Raw genomic sequence first — 23,443 nt, 5'->3', positions numbered from 1 at the left:
TTTGACTTGATGAGGTCGCGCGTCGAACTCATCAATCAAGGCTCGCGTTGGTCATGGGGATTCCAACAATGAAAAACCCTTATGCTCCCGGCTTCTGGTGCGCTATTGCGGCGTTGGTATTGCTGTCGGCCACCTATTTCTACGGCATCATGCTGGCCCACCAGATCGACAAGGCGCTGGTGTTTCTCGATAGCGCTGCGGCGCTGATCGCGGTGATGGCGATCGTGGTGGTGGCCTGGGCTTCGTTCCAGGGGCAGCGCATCAAAAAAAGACAACTCGAACAAGGCAAGACCCTGGTGCTGATCTGGGACACCAAGGTCGCTTTGCGCCGGGTCGAAACGGTGTTCGATCGTTACTTCTGGGGCAGTTACTGGCAACCGGGGCGCACGTTCCAGGAAGTCATGGGCGAACTCACCGGCACACCGCTGGAAAAAAGCCTCGAAACCTTGAAGAAGCAATGCCTGGCCCTCGACAAACAAGTGTCCGAGGACGACTGGCACTGGTTGAATAATGCCCGTGAACTCTCCGATGTCGCCGCCGCCATGGCACGCGAACGCTATCAGCTGGATTTCTGCGACCCACGCGCGGACGTGACGGGCGGGGCGGTGATCAATCGGGATTTTGAAGTGCTGGTTTATACGTGGACGGCGCGGCTGAAAAGCTTTGATCATCAGCTGGATGAGATGGAAGTGCAGTATTCCTGAATCAGTTTCGTCAGTTCTGACGCCTTCGCGGGCAAGCCTCGCTCCTACAGGTTTGCGTCGAGCACGATATGTGTGAACGACGCAAAACTTGTAGGAGCGAGGCTTGCCCGCGAAGGCGTTTTCATTTCCACCGAAACCCTCAAACCCTCCGCGCGGTCCATAGACACTCTTTAACCTTTAAACATTGGGCCGCCCGGTGCGCCTGATGCTAATCTCCTTCGCACTTTTCGCGCAGTCGTGACCGCAACCCGAAATGGGTTCAGGGAAGACGACCACACTCAAACAACGGACATTGAACGGGTCATTCATGAATAAATCAGCAGGCGTGCTTCTTGGAATCGTCGTGGCCATCGGTGCAATCAGCGCCGGCGGTGCCTGGTTCACCGGCACCAAACTCGAAGGGGTGCTGAACACCTCGATCGCCGACGCCAACAAAGAGCTGCAAGCCGCGCTGGTCGGTTCCAACGGCACCGCGTCGCTGGAACTGGTATCGCTTGAACGCCACGTATTCAGCAGCACCGCGCACTACCGCCTCAAGGGCCAGGGCGAGATGTTCGGCGAAGCACCGGTCGAACTGCTTTTCACCGACCGCATCGAACACGGTCCGCTGCCGCTCTCGCGCCTGATGTCGCTGAAATTGCTGCCGGTCATGGCCACCAGTCACTACGAACTGGAAAAGACCCCGGTCACCGAGAAGTGGTTCGCCGCTGCCAAGGACAAATCGCCGCTCACCGGCGTGGTTAACATCGGCTATGACAACGCCACCAACGGCACCCTCGAACTGCTGCCGCTGGATGTCGCGCTGGACGACAAGTCCCACCTGAAATTTTCCGGCCTGAACCTTGAGGTCGCCGCCAACGCGCAGGCGCAGAAAGTCAAAGCCAACGGCTACATGGACAACTTCACACTGACCACCGTGGCTGAAGACCAGACACCGGTGAAAGTCGAATTGAACGGCCTGACCCTGGCCAGCAATCTCGTCAAAAGTACCTACGGCTTTTACACCGGCGAGAACACCGTCGAGCTGACCGACAGCAAGACCACCTTTGGCGCGCAGCAGTCGGTGTTGGGCATCAAGAAATTTGAAATGAAGAACCAGACCGAAGAGTCGGGCACCAGCGCTTCCGGGCGTGCCGATTACAAGATCGGTGAAGTGTCCCTGAACGGCAAGACGGTCGGCTCCGCACAGATGGCCATGAGCCTGAAGAACCTCGACATTCCATCCACGATGTCGTTGATGCAGATCTACCAGACCAAACTGCAACCGTACGAGAAGGCCGCCGCCGAAGCGGTTGCAGCTGGCGAACCTGCCCCCGAACTGGTCTTGACCCCGGAAGAAGAGGCTCAGGTGAAAACCGGTCTGGAGAAACTGCTGGCAGCCGGCCCGCAAGTGGCTCTGGAAAACCTGTCGTTCACCACCGCCAACGGTGAAAGTCGCGCCAACCTGGTGCTCGACCTGACCAAGCCACAATCTTTGGACCTGACGCCGGATCAACTGATCAAACAGTTGATTGCCCTGCTGGACGTCAATATCCAGGTGTCCAAACCGATGCTGGTTGACTTGCTCAGCGTCCAGAGCCAGATCGATGGCCAGGCCGACGTGAAGGTCGTTGCCGATCAAGCCACGGCCACCGCCGACATGTTCGGCGCCATGGCGGTCGGTACGCAGTTCGCCACGCTGGACGGCACTAACATCGTCAGCAAACTGCACTACGCCAACAACCAGGTGGAGTTCAACGGCCAGAAAATGACCCTCGAAGAGTTTATCGGCTTTGTGATGAGCAAACTCGGTGGTGCAGGCGTTGTTCAGTAACACCTAGACGTCCCGAATCAGCCGCCATGCCTCGTCAACCGGCAGCGGCTGCTTCATCTGCTCGGCCAGCATTGCCATCGCCCGCTCTTCATCGCAGGCGATGGCGGCGGTTACCACACCATTCTTGCCGAACAGGCCGATAAAGGGTGGATGGTACGGATCACCCTTGAACTCGACTTCGTCCCAGGCTTCGGCGTGACCGAGGTAGTCGTAGTTCTTGCCGAAGTGCCAGGTCCAGAAGTACGGCACATCCAGGTAATGCTCATCACCGCCCAGCATGTTCGTCGCGGCGATCCGCGCCTGTTGTTGCGCCAGGCGCCAATGCTCGATTCGTTGCGGTTGGCCGTTGAGCGGGAAGGTGGCGATATCACCAGCCGCCCAAAGCCCTTCGGTCACGCGCATCCCGCCGTCGACCTTCAGTGACTGATCCTTTTCCGTTGGCAAATCCTTGAACGGCCCGGTGGCCGGGCTGACGCCAATGCCGACCAATACCAAATCTGCCGGAAAGCGCTGACCGTTATCCAGGCGCACCGCTTCGACCTTGTTCGTGCCTTCGATCTGCGCGGCTTCACCCTCCGTATGAAACACCACGCCGTGGGCCACATGGTGGGCAAGAATCGCCTTGCCGACCGTTTCGCCGAACTGTTTGGCGAAGGGCACCGGGTGGCGGGCCAGGACGGTGACGTCCAGACCGTATTCACGTAGCGCCGCAGCGGACTCCATCGCGATAAAGCTGTCGCCGATGATCACTGCCCGCTGGCCGGGTTTGGCGGCGTTCAGAATCCGTTGTGCCTGGTCTTTCGAGCGCAGCAAGAACACCTGCGGCAGGTCGGCGCCGGGAATGTCGAGAGCGTTCGGTATGCCGCCCGTGGCGATCAGCGCGGCGTCATAGGTCAATGTCTGGCCGTCCTTGAGCTGCACCGTCCGGTTTTGTGCATCCAGGCTCGCCACTTCACCGTTTATGCGATCGATGCGTTGCTCGCGATAGAAGTTTTCATCGCGCAGTGGCGGGACTTCTTCCGGCGGCATTTCCCCGGCGATCACGAATTTGCTCAACACCGTACGGTCGTAACCGGCGCCAGGCTCGCGGTCGATCAGCAGCACACGGCCACCGAAACCCTTTTCGCGCAGCGCCGCCGCACCCGCCGTGCCAGCGGCGCCGGCACCGATGATCACAAACGTACGTTCGTCATCGGCCGGCGGGGTGTGAGCATCGTCCAGCGGCTGATCGTCGACCCAGACTTCGTCGTCGCGCACCTCCAGGGGATAGCGCTTGAGGCTGTCCAGCGACGGCGGTTCACACAGCGCGCCGTCCTCGATCCGGTAAGCGGCCTTGTGCCACGGGCAAATCAGACGCCCATGACACAGCGCACCTTCGGCCAGAGGCGCCCCGGCATGCGGGCATTCGCCCTGATAGGCGCGCAATTGGGCGCCGACCCGCAGCAAGACGATCTTGGTGTCGCCAATCCGGACTTCCAGGCCTCGGTTTTCGGACACATCGGCAAAACGGGCGACGCGGTGCAGTGCCATGATCGTTCTCCAGGCAAGCGTTTCACTTATGAGTTTGGCGCTTATCCCGAGGTTCAGCCAATTCCCACTGCCACCGCGTGAACGGTCCGGCTATAGTTTGCACGCCGACCACGGCCCCACCCGCACAAGGTGCTCCGGTATGACCCGATTGACCTCTCTGAACCCTTGGCTGGCGGCCGTTGCCGTCGCCCTTTGCGTGCAGTTTCCGGCGCAGGCCGCAGAACGCTTCACCGTCAGCATTCCCGGTGTCACCGACAACCGCCTGTTCACTTCGGCGGCGGCCAGCGATGCGGCCGGTTGTGGCGGCAAGAACCAGTCCCCGGCCCTGAGCTGGACCGCTGGCCCTGCGGGCACCCAGAGTTACGCCATCGTCATGCACGACCCGGACGGTCAGAAAGGCTTGGGATCCGACCACTGGATTCATTACGGCATCAAATCCGCGACCCGCCAGATTCCGGCCGGTGTTGGCGCCAAGTCTGCGTTTGAAGGCGTGGGCGGCAGCAACAGCAAAGGCACCATCGGCTACATCGGTCCTTGCCCGCCGGTCGGCGACAGCTCCCACCACTACATCATCCAGCTCTACGCCCTGGACCTCGCCCCGGACGCCTTGCCGGCCGGTCTGACCCGCGCGCAACTGCTGGAAAAAATCAAAGGTCATGTGCTGAAAAACAGCAGCGTGGTGCGGCGTTATCACCGCTGAAGTTTTTTTCAGCGGGTTTAACCCGAACCAGTGAGGCCGCCCGTCTCAGAGGATGAATGGATCAATTTCCTCCTGAGGTCAGCCCCCATGTCCCTCCCTCTGCATTTCCTCCGCCCGGCCGCCCAGGGTTTCACCGTCGGGTTGCTGCTGGCCGTTGCCGGTTGTGGTGTTTCGTCCAAGCCTGAATCCCCTTCAGTTGCGTCTCCTGCACAACATGAGCTGGTGCGCAGTGAGGCGATCATGGCCGATGCGACCTTGGCCAAACGCAGCGTGAGTCCGGCACCGATGGCGAGTTTTGCGCCTGAATCTGCGCCGCCGGGTTATCAGGATGAGCAGCGCGAGCAGTATCAGGCGCTGGCGGATAACCCGATTCACAGCGTCGCCGAGGCGCCGGTCTCGACCTTCAGCGCCGACGTCGACACCGGCGCTTATGCCAATGTCCGTCGCCTGCTCAATCAAGGTCGCCTGCCACCCGAAGGTGCGGTGCGCCTGGAGGAGATGGTCAATTACTTCCCCTACGACTACGCGTTGCCCACCGATGGCTCGCCGTTCGGTGTGACCACTGAACTGGCGCCGTCGCCGTGGAACCCGCACACCCGCTTGCTGCGCATTGGCATCAAGGCATCGGACCGTGCGGTGGCTGAACTGGCCCCGGCGAATCTGGTGTTTCTGGTGGACGTGTCCGGCTCGATGGACCGTCGCGAGGGGCTGCCGCTGGTCAAAAGCACGCTGAAATTGCTGGTCGATCAATTGCGCGCGCAGGATCGGGTGTCGCTGGTGGTCTACGCCGGCGATTCGCGTGTGGTGCTGGAGCCAACTTCCGGACGGGAAAAAGCGAAAATTCGTACAGCCATCGATCAATTGACGGCAGGCGGCTCCACCGCCGGGGCGTCGGGCATCAAGCTGGCCTATCAAATGGCACAGCAAGCGTTCATCCCCAAAGGCATCAACCGCATCCTGCTGGCCACCGACGGCGACTTCAACGTCGGCATCAGCGACTTCGACAGCCTCAAGCAAATGGCTGTGGATAAACGCAAGACCGGCGTTTCCCTGACCACCCTGGGTTTTGGTGTGGATAACTACAATGAACACCTGATGGAACAACTGGCCGATGCCGGCGATGGTAACTATGCGTACATCGACAACCTGCGCGAGGCGCGCAAAGTGCTGGTGGATCAGCTCGGTTCGACCCTCGCGGTGGTGGCGAAGAACGTGAAGCTGCAAGTGGAGTTCAACCCGGCGCAGGTCAGCGAGTATCGGTTGCTGGGCTATGAGAATCGCGCGTTGAAGCGTGAGGATTTCAGCAACGACAAGGTCGACGCCGGTGAAATCGGAGCAGGGCATACGGTCACGGCGTTGTACGAAATTGTTCCGAAGGGTGAGAAGGGCTGGTTGGAACCATTGCGGTATGGCAGCGCTGAGTCAGCCACTTCGGCAAAGTCTGGAGAATTGGCGATGCTGCGTGTGCGTTATCAGCTGCCGGAAGGTGGGAACAGTCGCTTGATCGAACGGCCGATTGCCGCTGGTTCGGAAGGCAAGGCCAGTGACGACCTCAGATTTGCGGCGGCCGTGGCGGCGTTTTCCCAACAGCTCAAGGATGGGCGTTATACCGGCGATTTCAGCTTGAAGGACACGCAGGCGTTGGCTCGCGGTGCGCGGGGTGATGATCCATTCGGTCTGCGTTCTGAGTTCGTGCAATTGGTGGAACTGGCGCAAAGCCTGCGAACCACCACTGCATCCAACAGCGAACCGGTTAAAGGAGGCTACAACTGACATGTCTGCTCTTGAACCGAGCGACGAATCGCTGCTGGCCCGTTACCGAAAAGGCGACGGGCCGGCGTTCGAGATTCTGTACGCCCGTCACCGGCAAGGTCTTTATCGTTTCCTGCTAGGCCTCAGCGGCAAATCCGAACTCGCCGAGGAGGTCTACCAGGAAACCTGGCTGAGCCTGATCCGCAGCACCAGTCAGCCACAAGGCCGGGCGAATTTTCGTACCTGGCTTTACCAGATCGCCCGCAATCGCCTGATCGATCACTGGCGCAAACACGGAATCCACAACCCCTTGCACGACCGCTATGACGAACAAACCCACGCCCTGGTCGATGACGCCGCCGATCCCGAACAATTGCTGAGCCTGAGTCGCGACAACCAGCGCCTCGAGTCTGCCCTGCAAATCTTGCCCACCGACCAGCGCGAAGTGTTCCTGCTGCGCGCCCATGGCGATCTCGACCTGCCGCAGATCGCCACCCTCACCGAAACACCGCTGGAAACCGTCAAGAGCCGCTTGCGCTACGCCCAGCAAAAACTGCGTCGGCTGCTGGCCGAGGAGGTACTGACATGACTGACGCCCGTAAAACACCAGACGATGAAATGCTTCAGCATTTCCGCGAGCATTCGACCAGCGAACCACCGAGCCATCTTGATGCGTTCATCCTGGCCGCCGCACAGCGTGAAGTCCCAGCGCCGAAACCAAATCTGTGGCAGCGCTGGGTTCAGGCTTGCCAGAAGCCTCGTTGGCAAGTGGCGTTTGCCAGTCTTGTCGGTGTCGCGCTGATGTTGGCGCTGGTGCAACGCACGCCGGAGCAAGTACCGAGTTACGACTTTGCCCCTAAAGCATCCGCCCCGGTGGCCAAAAAAGAGGCAGTACAAGCGCCGTCGTCAGTTGCGCGCTCGCTGGCTGCCCCAGCCGCGCCGATGGCCGATTTTGCCGCCCCCGCGCAGAGCGAATCGATCAGTGTCGAAATGGCCGATGAGGCAAAAGTCAGCAAACGCGTAGCCGCGCCGGTGAAAACCCTGGATGAGCAATTGCGCGAAGTGGTTCGCCTGCAGAACGCCGGTCAGGCACGTGAGGCGGATGAATTGTTGGCGACATTACACAAACGCTTTCCCAAGGAAAATCTCGCGGCCCGGCTTAAGGAATTGAAGAAAAACTGAGGAATCAGAAGCTCTGCGATTTGGCATCCACCCCCGAAAGCGCGCACTATCGGCCTATAGCCGATGCGTTGGAGGATGCCGTGGCAAAAAAAATCGACCGCATCGCCCAAATGCTCAACTGCCCGGTCAAGGGTGAGGAACTGCGGCGAGCAGTGACCGAGAGTCGTAAGGAGTTTCTTCTGGCGAAACAGGCAGAAGAAGCTCTGGAGGAGGACGTCCTTGATGAAGAAGAGTTTGAGGACGACGAAGACGATGATTACGACGAGTTTGACTGGACGACTGAATGAAAAAACCGCATGGGCGGTTTTTCATGACCCACAAAAAAGCCCCAGACCCTAAGGCCTGAGGCTTTCTCGTTTCTATATATGGTGCACCAGGCGGGATTCGAACCCACGACCCCTGCCTTCGGAGGGCAGTACTCTATCCAGCTGAGCTACTGGTGCAAGCGGGCGCCATGATACTCATATGCACTGCGGGCGTCCATGCTGCTGAATCGGCTGCGCTTTTTCAAAGCGTAACCTGCGTTTGCTACGTTGATCAGAAAAATTGAGCAAATGCGGCGTTTTCGTTCTTTTTTTCGAACAGCCTATTGTCCTTTACCCCCTTTGATCCTAGGATTCGTTTGAGATTTCAAACGCTCTTGTCTGGGTGCTGAACCGCACGAGTTCATTCCGTGCGCTATTTATGTGCTTCAGCCCGGTGAATGATTTCCCTGACGGCAGCCTTTGAGGCGCCTTTCTACAATCATAATTTGCTCCGCGCGTGCCGCGGTGCTGTTAAGGAAAGCCGACATGCAGCTTAAAGACACCCAGTTGTTCCGCCAGCAAGCCTTCATCGATGGCGCTTGGGTTGATGCGGACAATGGTCAGACGATCAAGGTCAACAACCCGGCAACGGGCGAAATTCTGGGCACCGTGCCGAAAATGGGCGCTGCCGAAACCCGCCGTGCGATCGAAGCTGCTGACAAGGCGCTGCCGGCCTGGCGTGCACTGACCGCCAAGGACCGCGCCAACAAGCTGCGTCGCTGGTTCGAACTGATCATCGAGAACCAGGACGACCTGGCTCGCCTGATGACCCTGGAACAAGGCAAGCCATTGGCCGAAGCCAAGGGCGAAATCGTTTACGCCGCTTCCTTTATCGAGTGGTTCGCCGAAGAAGCCAAGCGCGTCTACGGTGATGTGATTCCGGGCCACCAGCCAGACAAGCGCCTGATCGTGATCAAGCAGCCAATCGGCGTGACCGCTGCAATTACTCCGTGGAACTTCCCGGCTGCGATGATCACCCGTAAAGCCGGGCCGGCCCTGGCCGCCGGTTGCACCATGGTGCTCAAGCCTGCTTCGCAAACTCCGTTTTCCGCTTTCGCTCTGGCTGAACTGGCCCAGCGTGCCGGCATTCCTGCGGGCGTGTTCAGCGTTGTTTCCGGCAGCGCCGGCGACATCGGCAGCGAGCTGACCAGCAACCCGATCGTTCGCAAACTGTCCTTCACTGGCTCGACCGAAATCGGTCGTCAGTTGATGGCTGAATGCGCCAAGGACATCAAGAAAGTGTCCCTGGAACTGGGCGGTAACGCGCCGTTCATCGTGTTCGACGACGCGGACCTGGATAAGGCCGTCGAAGGCGCGATCATCTCCAAATACCGCAACAACGGTCAGACCTGCGTCTGCGCCAACCGCCTGTACATTCAGGATTCGGTCTACGATGCGTTCGCTGAAAAACTGAAAGTGGCTGTGGCCAAACTCAAGATCGGCAACGGTCTGGAAGTGGGCACCACCACTGGCCCGCTGATCGACGAAAAAGCCGTGGCCAAGGTGCAAGAGCACATCGCTGACGCCATTTCCAAAGGCGCAACTGTTCTGGCTGGCGGCAAGTCGATGGAAGGCAACTTCTTCGAGCCGACCATCCTGACCAACGTGCCGAACAACGCAGCCGTGGCCAAGGAAGAAACCTTCGGTCCATTGGCGCCGCTGTTCCGCTTCAAAGACGAAGCCGACGTGATCGCGATGTCCAACGACACCGAATTCGGTCTGGCCTCGTACTTCTATGCTCGCGACCTGGGTCGTGTGTTCCGTGTGGCGGAAGCCCTGGAATACGGCATGGTTGGCGTCAACACCGGGTTGATCTCCAACGAAGTCGCGCCGTTCGGCGGCATCAAGGCGTCGGGCCTGGGCCGTGAAGGCTCCAAGTACGGCATCGAAGATTACCTGGAAATCAAATACCTCTGCCTGGGCATCTAAGCTCGAGGGCATAAGCCCGGCAAGGCATTGCTTCAAACGCAAAGGGCACGAGAGCGCTGACCCTTTGCGTGCTTCAACCGGAATTTTCTCTGTGGCCGGGAACGCTGTGGCAGTCGATCATCGCATGCTGCCTCAGTTGCCTCCCCGCCGCATTTTCCTTGAACCACGCCGCCCGATGAGCGGTGAATGAGGACTTTATGAGCAAGACTAACGCTTCCCTGATGAAACGCCGCGAAGCCGCTGTACCACGCGGTGTTGGCCAGATTCACCCGATCTTCGCCGAGTCCGCGAAGAACGCCACCGTGACCGACGTTGAAGGTCGCGAGTTCATCGACTTCGCCGGCGGTATCGCCGTGCTGAACACCGGCCACGTGCACCCGAAAATCATCGCCGCCGTGACCGAGCAGCTGAACAAGCTGACCCACACCTGCTTCCAGGTACTGGCCTACGAGCCGTACGTAGAAGTGTGCGAAAAAATCAACGCCAAGGTGCCAGGTGATTTCGCCAAGAAAACCCTGCTGGTGACCACCGGTTCCGAAGCCGTTGAAAACTCCATCAAGATCGCCCGTGCCGCCACTGGCCGTGCCGGCGTGATCGCCTTCACCGGCGCTTACCACGGTCGCACCATGATGACCCTGGGCCTGACCGGTAAAGTCGTGCCTTACTCGGCCGGCATGGGCCTGATGCCAGGCGGCATCTTCCGCGCGCTGTACCCGAACGAACTGCACGGTGTGAGCATCGACGATTCGATCGCCAGCATCGAACGCATCTTCAAGAACGACGCCGAGCCGCGTGACATCGCTGCCATCATCATCGAGCCGGTTCAGGGTGAAGGCGGTTTCTACGTCGCGCCTAAAGAGTTCATGAAGCGCCTGCGCGCTCTGTGCGACCAGCACGGCATCCTGCTGATCGCTGACGAAGTGCAGACTGGCGCTGGCCGTACCGGCACCTTCTTCGCCATGGAACAGATGGGCGTTGCCGCCGACCTGACCACCTTCGCCAAATCCATCGCTGGCGGTTTCCCGCTGGCCGGTGTGTGCGGCAAGGCCGAATACATGGACGCCATCGCTCCAGGTGGCCTGGGCGGCACCTACGCCGGTAGCCCGATCGCTTGCGCCGCGGCCCTGGCCGTGATGGAAGTGTTCGAAGAAGAGCACCTGCTGGACCGCTGCAAGGCAGTCGGCGAGCGTCTGGTCACTGGCCTCAAGGCCATCCAGGCCAAGTACCCGGTAATCGGCGAAGTCCGTGCCCTGGGCGCGATGATCGCAGTCGAGCTGTTCGTCGATGGCGACAGCCACAAGCCGAACGCTCCAGCGGTCGCTGCTGTCGTGGCCAAGGCTCGTGAAAAAGGCCTGATCCTGCTGTCCTGCGGCACCTACGGCAACGTTCTGCGCGTCCTGGTACCGCTGACCTCGCCGGACGAGCAACTGGACAAAGGCCTGGCGATCATCGAAGAGTGCTTCGCCGAGCTCTGATCACCGAGTGTGACCTGATCGACAAAAAACCCGCTTCGGCGGGTTTTTTCGTGACTGCAGAACCTGCCGCACTTTTTCAAATGGCCCGCATTGACTAAGGTGCAAGCAGTGCAAATGGAGTATGCAGATGACCGCTGTAGTTTTGCCCGCCGTACCGCGTGTGCTGATTGCCGAAGCTGACCCCTGGTCCCGCGACTTGCTCAAGCAGGTGCTGTTGAAAGTGCGCTGTGACGCGCGGCTGGATCTATGTGCCGACGGTCAGCAGGCGTTGGAGCTGCTGGCGGAAAATCCGTATGACCTGGTCATCGTCGACTGGGAATTGCCCGGTGTCGATGGTTTGAATGTCTTGCGCAATGTCCGCCAGCGCAAACGCAATCCGCCGTTGCCTTTTATTCTGATGAGCAGCCGCAACGACAGCGCCAGCGTGCGTGAAGCCTTGCCCCTGGCGCCCTCGGCGTACCTGACCAAACCCCTGAACATGGAAAGCCTGACCCACCGTCTGCAGGATTTGCTGCTGAACGCCGGGGAACAGGTCTCGTGTGAGGTACCGGCGTTGGCGCCGGGCATGAGCTTGTCGGCGTACCTGGAGTGTCGTCGTGAGTTTACCGACGGTGCGCCGCTGATGACCGACGTGGAACTGGCGGTCAAGCGCAGCCTTAATCCCAACGGTCTTGACCTGAAGTTGCTGGAAGATGAAATCCGCATTGATCCACAGATCACTGCCGTCCTGATCGCCGCCGCCAACAGTGCGGCCCAGCATCACGGCGCTGCGGTACAAACCCTGTCCCAAGCGCTGCATCGGCTTGGCACCGGGCAGAGCATGAATTTGATTTTGGGGCTGGCGCTCAAGCGCAGTGCGCGGCTCAGCGATCCGCTGCTGGCCGATTATGCCGAGCGCTACTGGAACCTCTCGCTGCACACCGCTGAATACGCCCGGACATTGGCACGCTTGCTGGATCTGGACCAGGAGCGCTGCTACTGCGCCGGCATGCTGCATCGCTTGGGTGACCTTGCGTTGCTGCGGTGTTTGCAGGAATGGAAGCAGTCCGGTGGAGAGCTGGATGAATGGGAGGAAGTCGGTGATGCACTGGCCGAGTTCGGTGCAGCCTATGGTTCGGCGTTGCGAACCCGCTGGCGCCTGCCTCTGGAGCTGCGAGAGCTGATTGCGGCGGTCTACCAGCTCGGTGGCGGGGTTTACTCGCGCGAAGCGCTGGTGATGAACATGGCGGCGCAGTTGGCGCGATTGAATGAGCATGAGGGCATTGAGGAACTGGCCAAGAGCCGGACGGCGCGGTTGCTCAAGATTGGCTTGCCGGAATTGATACGTTTGCGCAAAAAATAAGTCCGACGCAAAACCCCTGTAGGAGCCGGCTTGCCGGCGATGGCGATATCACAGCCAACATCAATGTTGAATGTTATGGCCCCATCGCCGGCAAGCCGGCTCCTACAGGGTTCAGCGTGGGGGCTGTCAGCCGGAGATGATCCGGTTCTTGCCCTGGCGCTTCGCTTCGTACATCGCCGCGTCCGCGCGGGCGAACAGGCTATCCAGGTTTAAATCTTCGGCCGTCAGGCTGGTCAATCCCTGGCTGACGGTGATGCCGAACGTCTGGTCGTCATGGCTGAAGCTCAGCCGCTGAATCTCCCGTTGCAGGCGCTCAGCCACTTGCATGGCCATGTCCGGTGCGCAACCGGGGAACACCGCCGCAAACTCCTCACCACCAATGCGTCCGAACACATCGCCGCGCCGTAAAGCCGCTTGCCCGCACTCGGCGATCCGTTGCAGCACGTTGTCGCCTTCCGGATGGCCGTAGGTGTCGTTGATCAATTTGAAGTCATCGATGTCCAGCAACAGAAACGCCAACGGCGTGCCTTTTTTTCTTGCCTGTTCGAATTCAAGGTGGGCGCAGTCGAAGAAGTGCCGGCGGTTGCTGCTCTGGGTCAGGACGTCGGTGGTAGCCAGGCGATGCAACTCGCTTTCCATCTGCTTCTTGTCGGTGATGTCTTCGGCAATGCCGACGATGATCACCGGTTGACCCGGTTCGGCTTGCCGGTTGATGAAGCACTTGTCGCTGAGCCAGCGCACCTGGCCGTCGGCGGTAATGATGCGGTACTCACGGTCTTCGACGGCGCCTTTGACCAGCACTTCGGCGAGGCTGCGCTCGGCGTACTCCAGATCGTCGGGGTAAATGCTGTCGCGCCACTGGTTGGCGTCGGCCAGCAACAGGCCGGCGGGCCGACCGAAAATCCGTTCGTAGGCAGGGCTCACGTAGAGCACCTGGCGGGTTTCCCAATTGAACGCCCAAAGCACCGCGTTAACGCTCACCAGCAGCGAGCTGAACAGCTGTTCGCGTTCGCTCAGGCGCGCGACTTCGCCTTGGGCATGCATCAGCGCCATCAGGGTTTGCGCGGCTTCCGGCCACTGGGGTAGGGATGAGTCTTGCAGGTTCTTATTGACCATCGACACAAATCTCAAGGACGTGCCGCGTGTTCGACAGCGGCCACAACAAAGCCCGCCGTAGTGGCGAAGTGTCTTTGAGATAGGGGATTTGGAGCTAAGTTCCGAAGGGTGCGCCCTCGAGCGGGGCGCACCGATCAACGGTGTCAGGCGGTAGCGGCAGGGCGCAGGGAATAGGTCTTCAATTGGTCGGCGAAGTCGCGCAGGGATTGAATTCCGCTGGCTTCGGCTTCGTGTACCCAATCCTTGATGGCTGCCAGCATGTCGTGACCATTTGAGCTGGTCTTGACCCAGATCTGCTGCAAGGCCAGTCGTTTCTCGTAAATTACCTTCAGCGCCTGACTGTGCTCGAGCATGGTCTGGATGCGCAGGTGGTGTTTGTCATCGAGCAGGCTGGTTTCCCGCGAGAGCAGGCGTTTGGCCCTGTGGAATTGGTGACGGACCGAGTGATCGACCTTTTCCAGCTCTTGTTTGACCAGCGGCGCGATCACCAATTTGCGGTACTGGGCCATGATCTGGAAGCGGTTGTTGAGGATGGCCATGGCGGTGTCCATGTCCAGGTTGCCTTTGCCTTCGACCCGGTGGGCAATCGGCGCAACCCGTTGAACCTTGGCCAGGCGCAGGAAACTGAAGACCTGGATCCAGGCCCAGCCGAGGTCGAATTCCCACTTCTTCACCGACAGTTTTGCCGAATTAGGATAGGTGTGATGGTTGTTATGCAGTTCTTCACCGCCGATCAGGATGCCCCAGGGCACCAGATTGGTCGCCGCATCGCGGCATTCGAAGTTGCGGTAGCCGACGGCATGGCCCAGGCCATTGACCACACCGGCGGCCCAGACCGGGATCCACATCATCTGGATAGCCCAGATGGTGATGCCGATGGTGCCGAACAGCAGCAGGTCGATGACGGCCATGATCGCCACGCCCAACAGCGGGTAACGGCTGTAGAGGTTGCGTTCGATCCAGTCTTCGGGGCAATTCTTGCCGTAGATGCGCAGGGTCTCGGGGTTTTCCGCTTCGGCTCGGTACAGCTCGGCACCTTTGCGCAGAACGGTGGACAAGCCCTTGATGACCGGGCTGTGCGGGTCATCGACGGTTTCGCATTTGGCGTGATGCTTGCGGTGGATGGCGGTCCACTCGCGGGTGTTCTGCGCCGTGGTCAGCCACAGCCAGAAGCGGAAGAAATGTTTCAGGCCGGCATTGAGCTCAAGCGAGCGATGGGCTGAATAACGATGCAGATAGACCGTCACGCCGATAATCGTGACGTGGGTCATCAGCAGGGTGACTGCCACCAGTGACCAGGGCGACAAGCCGAGAAAACCTTCGTACCACATAGGCTATAGCGCCCTCGATAAAGAAAAAAACAGCCGTTGCATTATCACTAAGCCCACAGATAAAACCAGTCGCCCTTTCAGATAAGAGTGGCTTGATGTTTCATTAACCTATAATTCCAACCCTTTTGTAGGGACATGGACGGCCGAATGTCTGCCACCTATCGCGATGCCATGCGTGCATCGCTGCTTTACCTGCTGCTTTCCGTCGTCTGGCTGGAGCTCAGTGGTCATTTATTGAACAGTTTCTTCGATAGCTCCGATGAGTTACTGCGATGGCAACTGATCAACGGTTACGTTTGGGTGGTGCTCAGCGCCGGGCTGATCTTCCTCGCCCGGGCGCGATTGTTCCGTTGCCTGGGGATCGGCGCCAAATTGCGTGAGCGCAATGAAGACCGGGAGCGTTTGCGTCAGGCCGCCGCCGTGTTCGATTGCACCCGCGAAGGCGTGCTGGTCACCGACCGTAATGGGGTCATCGTCCATGTGAACCGCGCCTTCATGGAGATTACCGGCTACCAGTGCGAAGAAGTGTTGGGCCAGCAACCCAGCCTGTTCAAGTCCGGCCACCACCCGGCGAGTTTCTACCAGACGATGTTCGCCACGCTCAACCGTTGCGGCGAGTGGAGCGGCGAGATCTGGAACCGTCGCAAAAACGGCGGGATCTACCCGCAATGGCAGACGATCCGCCTGATTCATGACGACCACGGCAAGCTCAGCCACTACGTCGCGGTGTTTTCCGACATCAGCGCGATCAAGGATTCCGAGCACGAACTCAAGTACCTGGCGCATCACGATCCACTGACCGATCTGCCCAACCGCCTGCTGTTCACCGACCGTGCCGAGCAGGCATTGGCGTCGGCGCAAATCCAAAAGCGCGGCTGTGCGTTGCTGATGATCGATCTGGATCATTTCAAGATGATCAACGACAGCCTCGGGCACACGGTCGGTGACCAATTGCTCAAGGCCGTGGCCGAACGCTTGAAGGCCATGTTCGGCCCGGGCATCACGCTGGCGCGGCTGGGCGGCGATGAGTTCGCCGTATTGGCTGAAAGTTGTCCACAGCTGGTGCATGCCGCAGCACTGGCCCAGCGGATCGTCGACGGTCTCAAGGAGCCGTTTCACATTGACGGTCATCGGCTGTTTATCAACGCCAGCATCGGCATCAGCCTGTTTCCCGGTGATGCCTTGAGCGCTGAACAGCTGCTGCGCAACGCCGACTCGGCCTTGTTCAAGGCCAAAAGCGCTGGTCGCGACGGTTACGCGCTCTACACCGAAGAATTGACTGCTCATGCGCAACAGCGGGTTGAGACGGCATCCGAATTGCGCCGTGCGCTGGAACAGCAGGAATTGCGCGTGTATTACCAGCCGGTTCACGACCTCAAGACCCGTCGCCTGGTCGGTGTCGAGGCGCTGGTGCGCTGGGAGCACCCGCAGCGGGGGTTGGTGTCGCCGGCGGAATTCATCCCCATCGCCGAGCGCACCGGATTGATCGCCGAGATCGATGCCTGGGTCATGCAGCAGGCTTGCCGGCAGATGTGCCACTGGCAGCAGGCCGGGGTGGCGTTGTCGTTTGTCGCGGTGAATGTTTCATCGCGCTTGTTCGCGCGCCGTGAGCTGTATCAGCAGGTGGCGCAGGTGCTGCGCGACACCGGGCTGGATCCCGCGTATCTGGAGCTGGAAGTCACCGAGAGTGCGGTGATGGATGACCCGGAAGTGGCCCTGGAGCAGATGCATCGTTTGCGCGAGCTCGGCGTACGGCTGGCCATCGATGATTTCGGTACCGGCTATTCGTCACTGTTGCGACTCAAGCGTTTGCCGGTGCAGAAACTCAAGATCGACCAGGGCTTCGTCGCCGGATTGCCCTGGGATGACGACGACGCGGCCATCGTGCGCGTGATCATCGCCCTGGCGCAAAGCATGGGCATGCAGGTGCATGCCGAGGGGATCGAACAGGTCGAGCAGGCGGGTTTCCTGCTGGAGCACGGTTGCGATCTTGGCCAGGGCTACTGGTTCGGCCGACCGGTGCCGGCGGGGCAACTGGACTGGATGCACGCCCCCCAATCCTACTAACAACCCGATCCCCTGTAGGAGCCGGCTTGCCGGCGATGGCTGCCTCAAGTCCTGCATAAATATCGAGGGCCTCATCGCCGGCAAGCCGACTCCTACAGGGATCGTGTAGGGGCTGATTTTTGGATCCTTGATCCGTCGCGCAGACGTAAACCCTCGTCCCGGCAAATAATTTCTTTTGGTTATATAAACATTCTTAAATAGTCTTTTTAAGAATATCCGCACCTATCTACTATTGGCCTCACGCCGCAAGCAGTGCCGCCCACTGCCAGGCAACCTCTCAGTTGAAGGAGCAGCACCATGAGCGCATCCCTACGTAGCGTTGACGGTCAAGACGAAGCCACCATCTTGCGTGAGATCCAGAGCGCCCTGCGCGATCTGCGATTTGGCGCCGTGGAAATCACCGTACACAACGCTCAAGTGGTCCAGATCGAGCGTAAAGAGAAATTCCGTTTGCAGAACCCGAGCACCAAGTCGAGCTAAGCAACCGGCAACCGATTCCAGCACTTCATAAAAAAAGCCAACACACCAAGAATTCCAGGAGCTTTCACCATGTCGTCGATTCGTCATTTCGCTTTGGCCGCACTGGCCAGTGCCCTTTTTGCTGGTTCTGCGGTTGCCAAGGATTATGAGCTGCTCAACGTGTCGTACGACCCGACTCGTGAGCTGTATCAGGATTACAACGCCGAGTTCGTCAAGTACTGGCAGAAAGACCATGCTGGCGACACCGTGAAAATCCAGCAGTCCCACGGTGGCTCGGGCAAGCAGGGCCGTGCAGTGATCGACGGTCTGCGTGCCGACGTAGTGACCCTGGCCCTGGCCGGTGACATCGACGAAATCGCCAAACTCGGCAAGACCCTGCCGGCGGACTGGCAGAAGCGTCTGCCGGAAGCGAGCACGCCATACACTTCGACCATCGTGTTCCTGGTGCGTAAAGGCAACCCTAAAGGCATCAAGGACTGGGGCGACCTGATCAAGAACGACGTGTCGGTCATCACTCCAAACCCGAAAACCTCCGGCGGCGCACGCTGGAACTTCCTCGCGGCCTGGGCCTATGGCCTGAAAGCCAACGGTGGCAACGAAGCCAAGGCCAAGGAATACGTACAAACGCTGTTCAAGCACGTACCTGTGCTGGACACCGGTGCTCGCGGTTCGACCATCACTTTCGTCAACAACGGTCAGGGCGACGTGTTGTTGGCCTGGGAAAACGAAGCCTTCCTGGCGCTGAAAGAAGACGGCGGCGCCGACAAGTTCGAGATCGTCGTGCCTTCGCTGTCGATCCTGGCCGAGCCTCCAGTGGCGGTCGTCGACAAAAACGCCGAGAAGAAAGGCAACGAGCAGATCGCCGAAGCGTACCTCAAGCACCTGTACAGCCCGGCCGGTCAGGAAATTGCCGCGAAAAACTTCTATCGTCCACGTGACAAGGAAGTCTCCGCCAAGTACGCCCAGCAGTTCCCGAAACTGGAGCTGGTAACCATCGACAAAGACTTCGGCGGCTGGAAAACCGCGCAACCGAAATTCTTTAATGACGGTGGCGTGTTCGACCAGATTTACTCGGCGCAGTAACCTGACTCAAGCCACACAACGAGCCTGATGCTTAGGCGCGTACCAAGTGGGAGCGGGCTTGCTCGCGAAGGCGGTGTGTCAGGCGACGTAACTGTTGACTGATATGCCCTCTTCGCGAGCAAGCCCGCTCCCACAGGTGCGTTTAGCAGATTGCTTTCAACCAAGGACTTTTATGTCGCGTCGTATCTCCCCCGTCATACCCGGCTTCGGGCTGACGCTGGGCTACACCTTGGTGTACCTCAGCCTGATTGTGCTCATACCACTGGCGGCGATGTTCGTGCATGCCGCTCAACTCACCTGGGATCAGTTCTGGGCGATCATCTCGGCGCCCCGCGTGCTGGCGGCGTTGAAGCTGAGTTTCGGCACCGCGCTGTACGCCGCGATCATCAACGGCATCATCGGCACGCTGCTGGCCTGGGTGTTGGTGCGCTATACCTTCCCGGGTCGCAAGGTCATCGATGCGATGATCGATTTGCCCTTCGCATTGCCCACGGCCGTGGCCGGTATCGCGCTGACTGCGCTGTACGCGCCGAATGGTTGGGTGGGTCAGTTTGCTGCGGACCTGGGTTTCAAGATCGCGTATACCCCCCTCGGCATCACGCTGGCGCTGACTTTTGTAACGCTTCCATTCGTAGTACGTACGGTACAGCCAGTATTGGCCGATATCCCGCGTGAAGTGGAAGAAGCGGCGGCGTGCCTGGGTGCAAAACCACTGCAGGTTTTTCGCCATATCCTGGTGCCCGCGCTGCTGCCCGCCTGGTTGACCGGTTTCGCGTTGGCCTTTGCCCGCGGGGTCGGCGAGTACGGTTCGGTGATTTTCATCGCCGGCAACATGCCGATGAAAACCGAGATCCTGCCGCTGCTGATCATGGTCAAACTCGACCAGTACGATTACACCGGCGCTACCTCCATTGGTGTACTGATGCTGGTGGTTTCCTTCGTCCTGTTGCTGCTGATCAACTTGCTGCAACGTCGTATTGAAACCCCATAAGGAGGCGCAGAAATGTCCCAATCATCTATTGCTGCTGCTTCCTCGAACGCTGCCCGCCGAGGCAGTGCCACGTCACGGCGAATCCTGATTGGCCTCGGCTGGCTGGTGTTTGCCCTTTTCCTGTTGCTGCCGCTAGTGATCGTGGTGTCCCAGGGTTTGAAGAATGGTCTGGGTTCGTTCTTCACCGCGATCCTTGAACCCGACGCGCTGTCGGCGCTGAAACTCACGGTCATCGCCGTGTTGATTTCGGTCCCGCTGAACCTCGTGTTCGGCGTCAGCGCCGCGTGGTGCGTGAGCAAATACTCGTTCCGCGGTAAAAGCATTCTGGTGACCCTGATCGACTTGCCGTTTTCGGTCTCGCCAGTGATCGCCGGTCTGGTCTACGTGCTGATGTTCGGTGCGCAGGGGCTGTTCGGCCCGTGGTTGCAGGATCACGATATCCAGATCGTCTTCGCCTTGCCGGGCATCGTGCTGGCGACGATTTTCGTCACCGTGCCGTTCGTGGCGCGTGAACTGATCCCGCTGATGCAGGAACAAGGCACGCAGGAAGAAGAAGCCGCGCGCCTGCTGGGCGCCAATGGCTGGCAGATGTTCTGGCACGTCACCGTGCCCAATATCAAATGGGGCCTGATCTACGGCGTGGTGCTGTGTACCGCGCGGGCGATGGGTGAATTCGGGGCGGTGTCGGTGGTTTCCGGGCACATTCGCGGGGTGACCAACACCTTGCCGTTGCACGTTGAGATCCTCTACAACGAATACAACCACGTGGCCGCGTTCGCTGTGGCGAGCCTGTTGCTGATCCTGGCGCTCTTCATCCTGCTGCTCAAGCAGTGGAGCGAAAACCGTATTAACCGCCTGCGCGCCAGCGCCGCGGAGGAATAATTCATGTCGATCGAAGTGCGTAACGTCAGCAAGAATTTCAATGCGTTCAAGGCCCTCAATGACATCAGCCTGGACATTCAAAGCGGCGAACTCGTGGCGCTGCTCGGCCCGTCGGGTTGCGGCAAGACCACGCTGCTGCGGATCATCGCCGGTCTGGAAACCCCGGATCAGGGCAACATCGTGTTCCACGGTGAAGACGTTTCCGGCCACGACGTGCGTGATCGCAACGTCGGGTTCGTGTTCCAGCACTACGCGTTGTTCCGCCACATGACGGTGTTCGACAACGTCGCGTTCGGCCTGCGCATGAAACCGAAAAACCAGCGCCCGACTGAAAGCCAGATCGCGGCGAAGGTCCACGAGCTGCTGAACATGGTGCAACTGGACTGGTTGTCGGATCGCTACCCGGAACAACTCTCCGGCGGCCAGCGTCAACGTATCGCGCTGGCTCGTGCCTTGGCGGTGGAGCCGAAAGTGCTGCTGCTCGACGAACCGTTCGGCGCCCTCGACGCCAAGGTCCGCAAGGAGCTGCGTCGCTGGCTGGCGCGGCTGCACGAAGACATCAACCTGACTTCCGTGTTCGTGACCCACGACCAGGAAGAGGCGATGGAAGTGGCCGACCGTATCGTGGTGATGAACAAGGGCGTGATCGAGCAGATCGGCTCACCGGGCGACGTCTACGAAAACCCGGCCAGCGATTTCGTTTATCACTTCCTCGGCGATTCGAACCGTCTGCATCTGGGCGAAGACAAACACGTGCTGTTCCGTCCGCATGAAGTGTCGCTGTCGCGGCATGAACTGGAGGATCATCACGCGGCCGAAGTGCGCGATATCCGTCCATTGGGCGCGACGACCCGGGTGACGTTGAAGGTCGAAGGGCAGAGTGATTTGATCGAAGCGGAAGTGGTGAAGGATCACGACAGCCTGATCGGTCTGGCGAAGGGCGAGACGTTGTTCTTCAAGCCAAAGGTCTGGCAGAAAGTCGCCAACATCTAAAGCAAAAACTTCGCGGGCAAGTCGGATCGCCGCACCGCTCGCTCCTACAGGTAAACGCAATATCCTGTAGGAGCGAGGCTTGCCCGCGAAGGCGTCCTACGCAGCAGCGCGCTTCGGATTGACCCGAACACCCCCAACCCGCGCCTCGATCTGCTCTTTCAAATCCCGTCGCATCCCCAGCAAAAACGCCAGTTCAACCACCACAAACAACGGTCCGACAATCAACCCCGTCACATCATCGACAAACGCCGGTTTGCGTCCTTCGTAATGATGCCCGACAAACTGAATCGCCCAGCCGATCACAAACATCCCGACGCCGCTCGCCAGCCACACCAGCGTGCTTTGCTGTGCCAGCACATGACCCGCCCAAACGCACAGACCGAGCAGCACCGTCATCAGCACGCCTAAACGCAGTTCCAGGCGCAGGTAGAACCACGCCGATGCCAGCGAGACCAGCACCGCCGGCGAAAGCCAGCCTGCGGCCCATTGCGGCCGCGAGAGCAACACCGCCACCGCGACCACAATCAGCGGAATACCGATAAAGTGGCTGGCAATATTGCGCGGATCACGGTGGTAGGCGGCGTATTGACTGAGATGGTCAACGAGGCTTTTCATTGTTATTCCTCCTGTAGGGTGATTGATCATGCCCCGGGTTCACCGCTCGCTCTGTCAGCCAGGCGACAATCTCCAGGAGTTTTCATGGACATGCAGGTTTGGCGTTCGCGCCTGGAAACGGGGCAGTGGTTCAGTCATCTACCTGTTCCTCTACAGAATAGTCTGTTGGCCAGCGCCAAGGTACGGCGGCTGGCGTCGGGGCAGCGGCTGTTCAAGCGCGGCGATCCGCCGTGCGGCTTGTACGCGGTGCTCGAAGGTTCCGTTCGAATCGGCGCTGTCAGCGAGCAGGGCAAGGAAGCGTTGTTGAGCCTCGTGGAGTCACCGCATTGGTTTGGCGAAATCTGCCTGTTCGACGGCCAGCCGCGCACCCATGATGCGTTCGGCGTCGGCCAGTGCATCCTGTTGCACATCCCGCAAACCGCGCTGCTGGCTTTGCTGGATGAGCAACCGGTGTACTGGCGGCAACTGGCGTTGCTGATGAGCCAGAAACTGCGCCTGACCTTCATCAACCTCGAACAGTTGAGCCTGATGCCGGCGCCTGCACGGTTGGCGCATCGCTTGCTGATGATCGCTGACGGTTACGGCGAAATCGCCCCGCCGCGGCGTGTGCTGCAACTGCCGCAGGAACAGCTGGCCTCAATGCTGTCGCTGTCACGCCAGACCACCAATCAGCTGCTCAAGGAATTGCAGGGGCAGGGGATTTTGAATTTGAAGTACGGTGAGATTGAGATTCTGGATGCTGAGCGGTTGCGGGCGTTGGCGATCTTTTAAAGTTGCCTGGTGTTTGGAGGTATATCCGTTAGTTTTGTTATGGCTGCTGGTGGTTTCGCCCTTACGGCGAGTCACTTGGAGAAGCGCCAAGTAACCAAGCGCTTTTGCCCCTTTCGTTCGGTGCCTCGCTAAGGCTCGGCATGCCCTCGCTCCGGTCCTGCTCCGTGGGCCCGCCGCGATCGGCCATCCTTGGCCGTGCGCGGCTAACCCGGCATCCATGCCGGGTTGCCCACTGCGCAGAACCTCCACTCAGCCTCTCGAGGGGGCGACCACCGCCACAGCCGCCGAGGCGGCCTGAAAGCCGACCTGGCTCTTCAGTTGTCCGCGTTCGCCTTCTCAGCTGCGTTCACTCATTCCGCACATGTGCCCCCCCCTGTAGGAG

General features: G+C 59.6%; 21 protein-coding genes and 1 tRNA gene. 17 read left to right on the top strand and 5 right to left on the bottom strand.

Going from position 1 to position 23,443, the window contains the following annotated elements; genetic code table 11:
• The first annotated feature begins 68 nt into the window (after positions 1-68).
• Both KGB27_RS20650 and KGB27_RS20645 read left to right on the top strand, forming a co-directional pair.
• Positions 69-704, top strand: a complete 636-nt coding sequence (locus tag KGB27_RS20650) for a hypothetical protein (RefSeq protein WP_008034678.1) — start codon at positions 69-71, stop codon at positions 702-704.
• Between the two features lie 307 nt (positions 705-1,011).
• The gene (locus tag KGB27_RS20645) at positions 1,012-2,517 is read left to right on the top strand and encodes a YdgA family protein (protein WP_223556110.1); all 1,506 of its coding nucleotides are present in this window, start codon (positions 1,012-1,014) and stop codon (positions 2,515-2,517) included.
• A gap of 3 nt (positions 2,518-2,520) precedes the next feature.
• Here the strand turns inward: KGB27_RS20645 and KGB27_RS20640 are convergent, their stop codons facing one another.
• Positions 2,521-4,047, bottom strand: a complete 1,527-nt coding sequence (locus KGB27_RS20640; protein WP_223556108.1) for an apoptosis inducing factor family protein — start codon at positions 4,045-4,047, stop codon at positions 2,521-2,523.
• 139 nt (positions 4,048-4,186) lie between these two features.
• On the opposite strand from KGB27_RS20640, the gene KGB27_RS20635 reads away from it, so the two are divergent.
• The 5 genes from KGB27_RS20635 (at position 4,187) to KGB27_RS20615 (ending at position 7,968) form a co-directional block, all read left to right on the top strand.
• Positions 4,187-4,747: a YbhB/YbcL family Raf kinase inhibitor-like protein gene (locus tag KGB27_RS20635; RefSeq protein ID WP_008034659.1), complete on the top strand. Its 561-nt coding sequence runs from the start codon at positions 4,187-4,189 to the stop codon at positions 4,745-4,747.
• A gap of 87 nt (positions 4,748-4,834) precedes the next feature.
• Positions 4,835-6,520, top strand: coding sequence for a vWA domain-containing protein (locus KGB27_RS20630; RefSeq protein WP_223556105.1), 1,686 nt, complete (start codon positions 4,835-4,837; stop codon positions 6,518-6,520).
• Position 6,521: 1 nt separating this feature from the next.
• Positions 6,522-7,088 carry an RNA polymerase sigma factor gene (locus tag KGB27_RS20625; protein WP_223556102.1) on the top strand — a complete coding sequence of 189 codons (567 nt, stop codon included), beginning with the start codon at positions 6,522-6,524 and terminating at the stop codon, positions 7,086-7,088.
• A complete protein-coding gene (locus KGB27_RS20620; RefSeq protein ID WP_223556099.1) occupies positions 7,085-7,681 on the top strand; it encodes a hypothetical protein in 597 nt (198 codons plus the stop codon). Before KGB27_RS20625 ends, KGB27_RS20620 begins: the two co-directional genes overlap by 4 nt.
• 20 nt (positions 7,682-7,701) lie before the next feature.
• Positions 7,702-7,968 carry a hypothetical protein gene (locus tag KGB27_RS20615; protein WP_008034655.1) on the top strand — a complete coding sequence of 89 codons (267 nt, stop codon included), beginning with the start codon at positions 7,702-7,704 and terminating at the stop codon, positions 7,966-7,968.
• 79 nt (positions 7,969-8,047) lie between these two features.
• Here the strand turns inward: KGB27_RS20615 and KGB27_RS20610 are convergent.
• Positions 8,048-8,124 (bottom strand) — tRNA-Arg (locus KGB27_RS20610).
• A 348-nt stretch (positions 8,125-8,472) separates the two neighbouring features.
• Between KGB27_RS20610 and gabD the strand changes: the two genes are divergently transcribed.
• From gabD to KGB27_RS20595, 3 genes are all read left to right on the top strand, one after another.
• Positions 8,473-9,915 (top strand): NADP-dependent succinate-semialdehyde dehydrogenase, encoded by a 1,443-nt coding sequence (gene gabD / locus KGB27_RS20605; protein WP_008034642.1) that lies wholly within the window; start codon positions 8,473-8,475, stop codon positions 9,913-9,915.
• Between the two features lie 197 nt (positions 9,916-10,112).
• On the top strand, positions 10,113-11,390 hold the full coding sequence (gene gabT, locus KGB27_RS20600) for a 4-aminobutyrate--2-oxoglutarate transaminase (RefSeq protein ID WP_008039680.1): 1,278 nt from the start codon (positions 10,113-10,115) through the stop codon (positions 11,388-11,390).
• Positions 11,391-11,517: 127 nt separating this feature from the next.
• The gene (locus KGB27_RS20595; RefSeq protein ID WP_223556097.1) at positions 11,518-12,732 is read left to right on the top strand and encodes a response regulator; all 1,215 of its coding nucleotides are present in this window, start codon (positions 11,518-11,520) and stop codon (positions 12,730-12,732) included.
• A 126-nt stretch (positions 12,733-12,858) separates the two neighbouring features.
• Here the strand turns inward: KGB27_RS20595 and KGB27_RS20590 are convergent, their stop codons facing one another.
• Complete coding sequence (locus KGB27_RS20590) at positions 12,859-13,848, bottom strand: GGDEF domain-containing protein (protein ID WP_008039684.1); 990 nt, start codon at positions 13,846-13,848, stop codon at positions 12,859-12,861.
• Between the two features lie 143 nt (positions 13,849-13,991).
• Complete coding sequence (desA, locus tag KGB27_RS20585) at positions 13,992-15,179, bottom strand: delta-9 fatty acid desaturase DesA (protein ID WP_008034081.1); 1,188 nt, start codon at positions 15,177-15,179, stop codon at positions 13,992-13,994.
• A 147-nt stretch (positions 15,180-15,326) separates the two neighbouring features.
• Here desA and dibA point away from each other — a divergent pair, with 147 nt between their 5' ends.
• From dibA to KGB27_RS20555, 6 genes are all read left to right on the top strand, one after another.
• Entirely contained in the window at positions 15,327-17,246 is a 1,920-nt protein-coding gene (gene dibA, locus KGB27_RS20580) for a phosphodiesterase DibA (protein ID WP_223556095.1), read from the top strand.
• A 297-nt stretch (positions 17,247-17,543) separates the two neighbouring features.
• A complete protein-coding gene (gene oscA, locus KGB27_RS20575) occupies positions 17,544-17,726 on the top strand; it encodes a sulfur starvation response protein OscA (RefSeq protein ID WP_008034086.1) in 183 nt (60 codons plus the stop codon).
• Positions 17,727-17,795: 69 nt separating this feature from the next.
• Positions 17,796-18,809: a sulfate ABC transporter substrate-binding protein gene (locus KGB27_RS20570; protein ID WP_008034089.1), complete on the top strand. Its 1,014-nt coding sequence runs from the start codon at positions 17,796-17,798 to the stop codon at positions 18,807-18,809.
• A 172-nt stretch (positions 18,810-18,981) separates the two neighbouring features.
• Entirely contained in the window at positions 18,982-19,800 is an 819-nt protein-coding gene (gene cysT / locus KGB27_RS20565; protein WP_007899634.1) for a sulfate ABC transporter permease subunit CysT, read from the top strand.
• Positions 19,801-19,812: 12 nt separating this feature from the next.
• Positions 19,813-20,682: a sulfate ABC transporter permease subunit CysW gene (gene cysW, locus KGB27_RS20560; protein ID WP_008034093.1), complete on the top strand. Its 870-nt coding sequence runs from the start codon at positions 19,813-19,815 to the stop codon at positions 20,680-20,682.
• 3 nt (positions 20,683-20,685) lie between these two features.
• The gene (locus KGB27_RS20555; protein WP_008039689.1) at positions 20,686-21,675 is read left to right on the top strand and encodes a sulfate/molybdate ABC transporter ATP-binding protein; all 990 of its coding nucleotides are present in this window, start codon (positions 20,686-20,688) and stop codon (positions 21,673-21,675) included.
• 96 nt (positions 21,676-21,771) lie between these two features.
• Here KGB27_RS20555 and KGB27_RS20550 read toward each other — a convergent pair whose 3' ends face one another.
• On the bottom strand, positions 21,772-22,290 hold the full coding sequence (locus tag KGB27_RS20550) for a DUF962 domain-containing protein (RefSeq protein ID WP_008039690.1): 519 nt from the start codon (positions 22,288-22,290) through the stop codon (positions 21,772-21,774).
• 84 nt (positions 22,291-22,374) lie between these two features.
• Between KGB27_RS20550 and KGB27_RS20545 the strand changes: the two genes are divergently transcribed.
• Complete coding sequence (locus KGB27_RS20545) at positions 22,375-23,061, top strand: Crp/Fnr family transcriptional regulator (protein WP_207285566.1); 687 nt, start codon at positions 22,375-22,377, stop codon at positions 23,059-23,061.
• Positions 23,062-23,443 lie beyond the last annotated feature (382 nt).

It is taken from the genome of Pseudomonas sp. BF-R-01, assembly GCF_019946615.1.
GTDB classification, from domain to species: Bacteria; Pseudomonadota; Gammaproteobacteria; order Pseudomonadales; family Pseudomonadaceae; genus Aquipseudomonas; species Aquipseudomonas migulae.
Note: the sequence above shows the minus strand (reverse complement) of the source record. Positions and strands in the feature narration are given on the sequence as shown.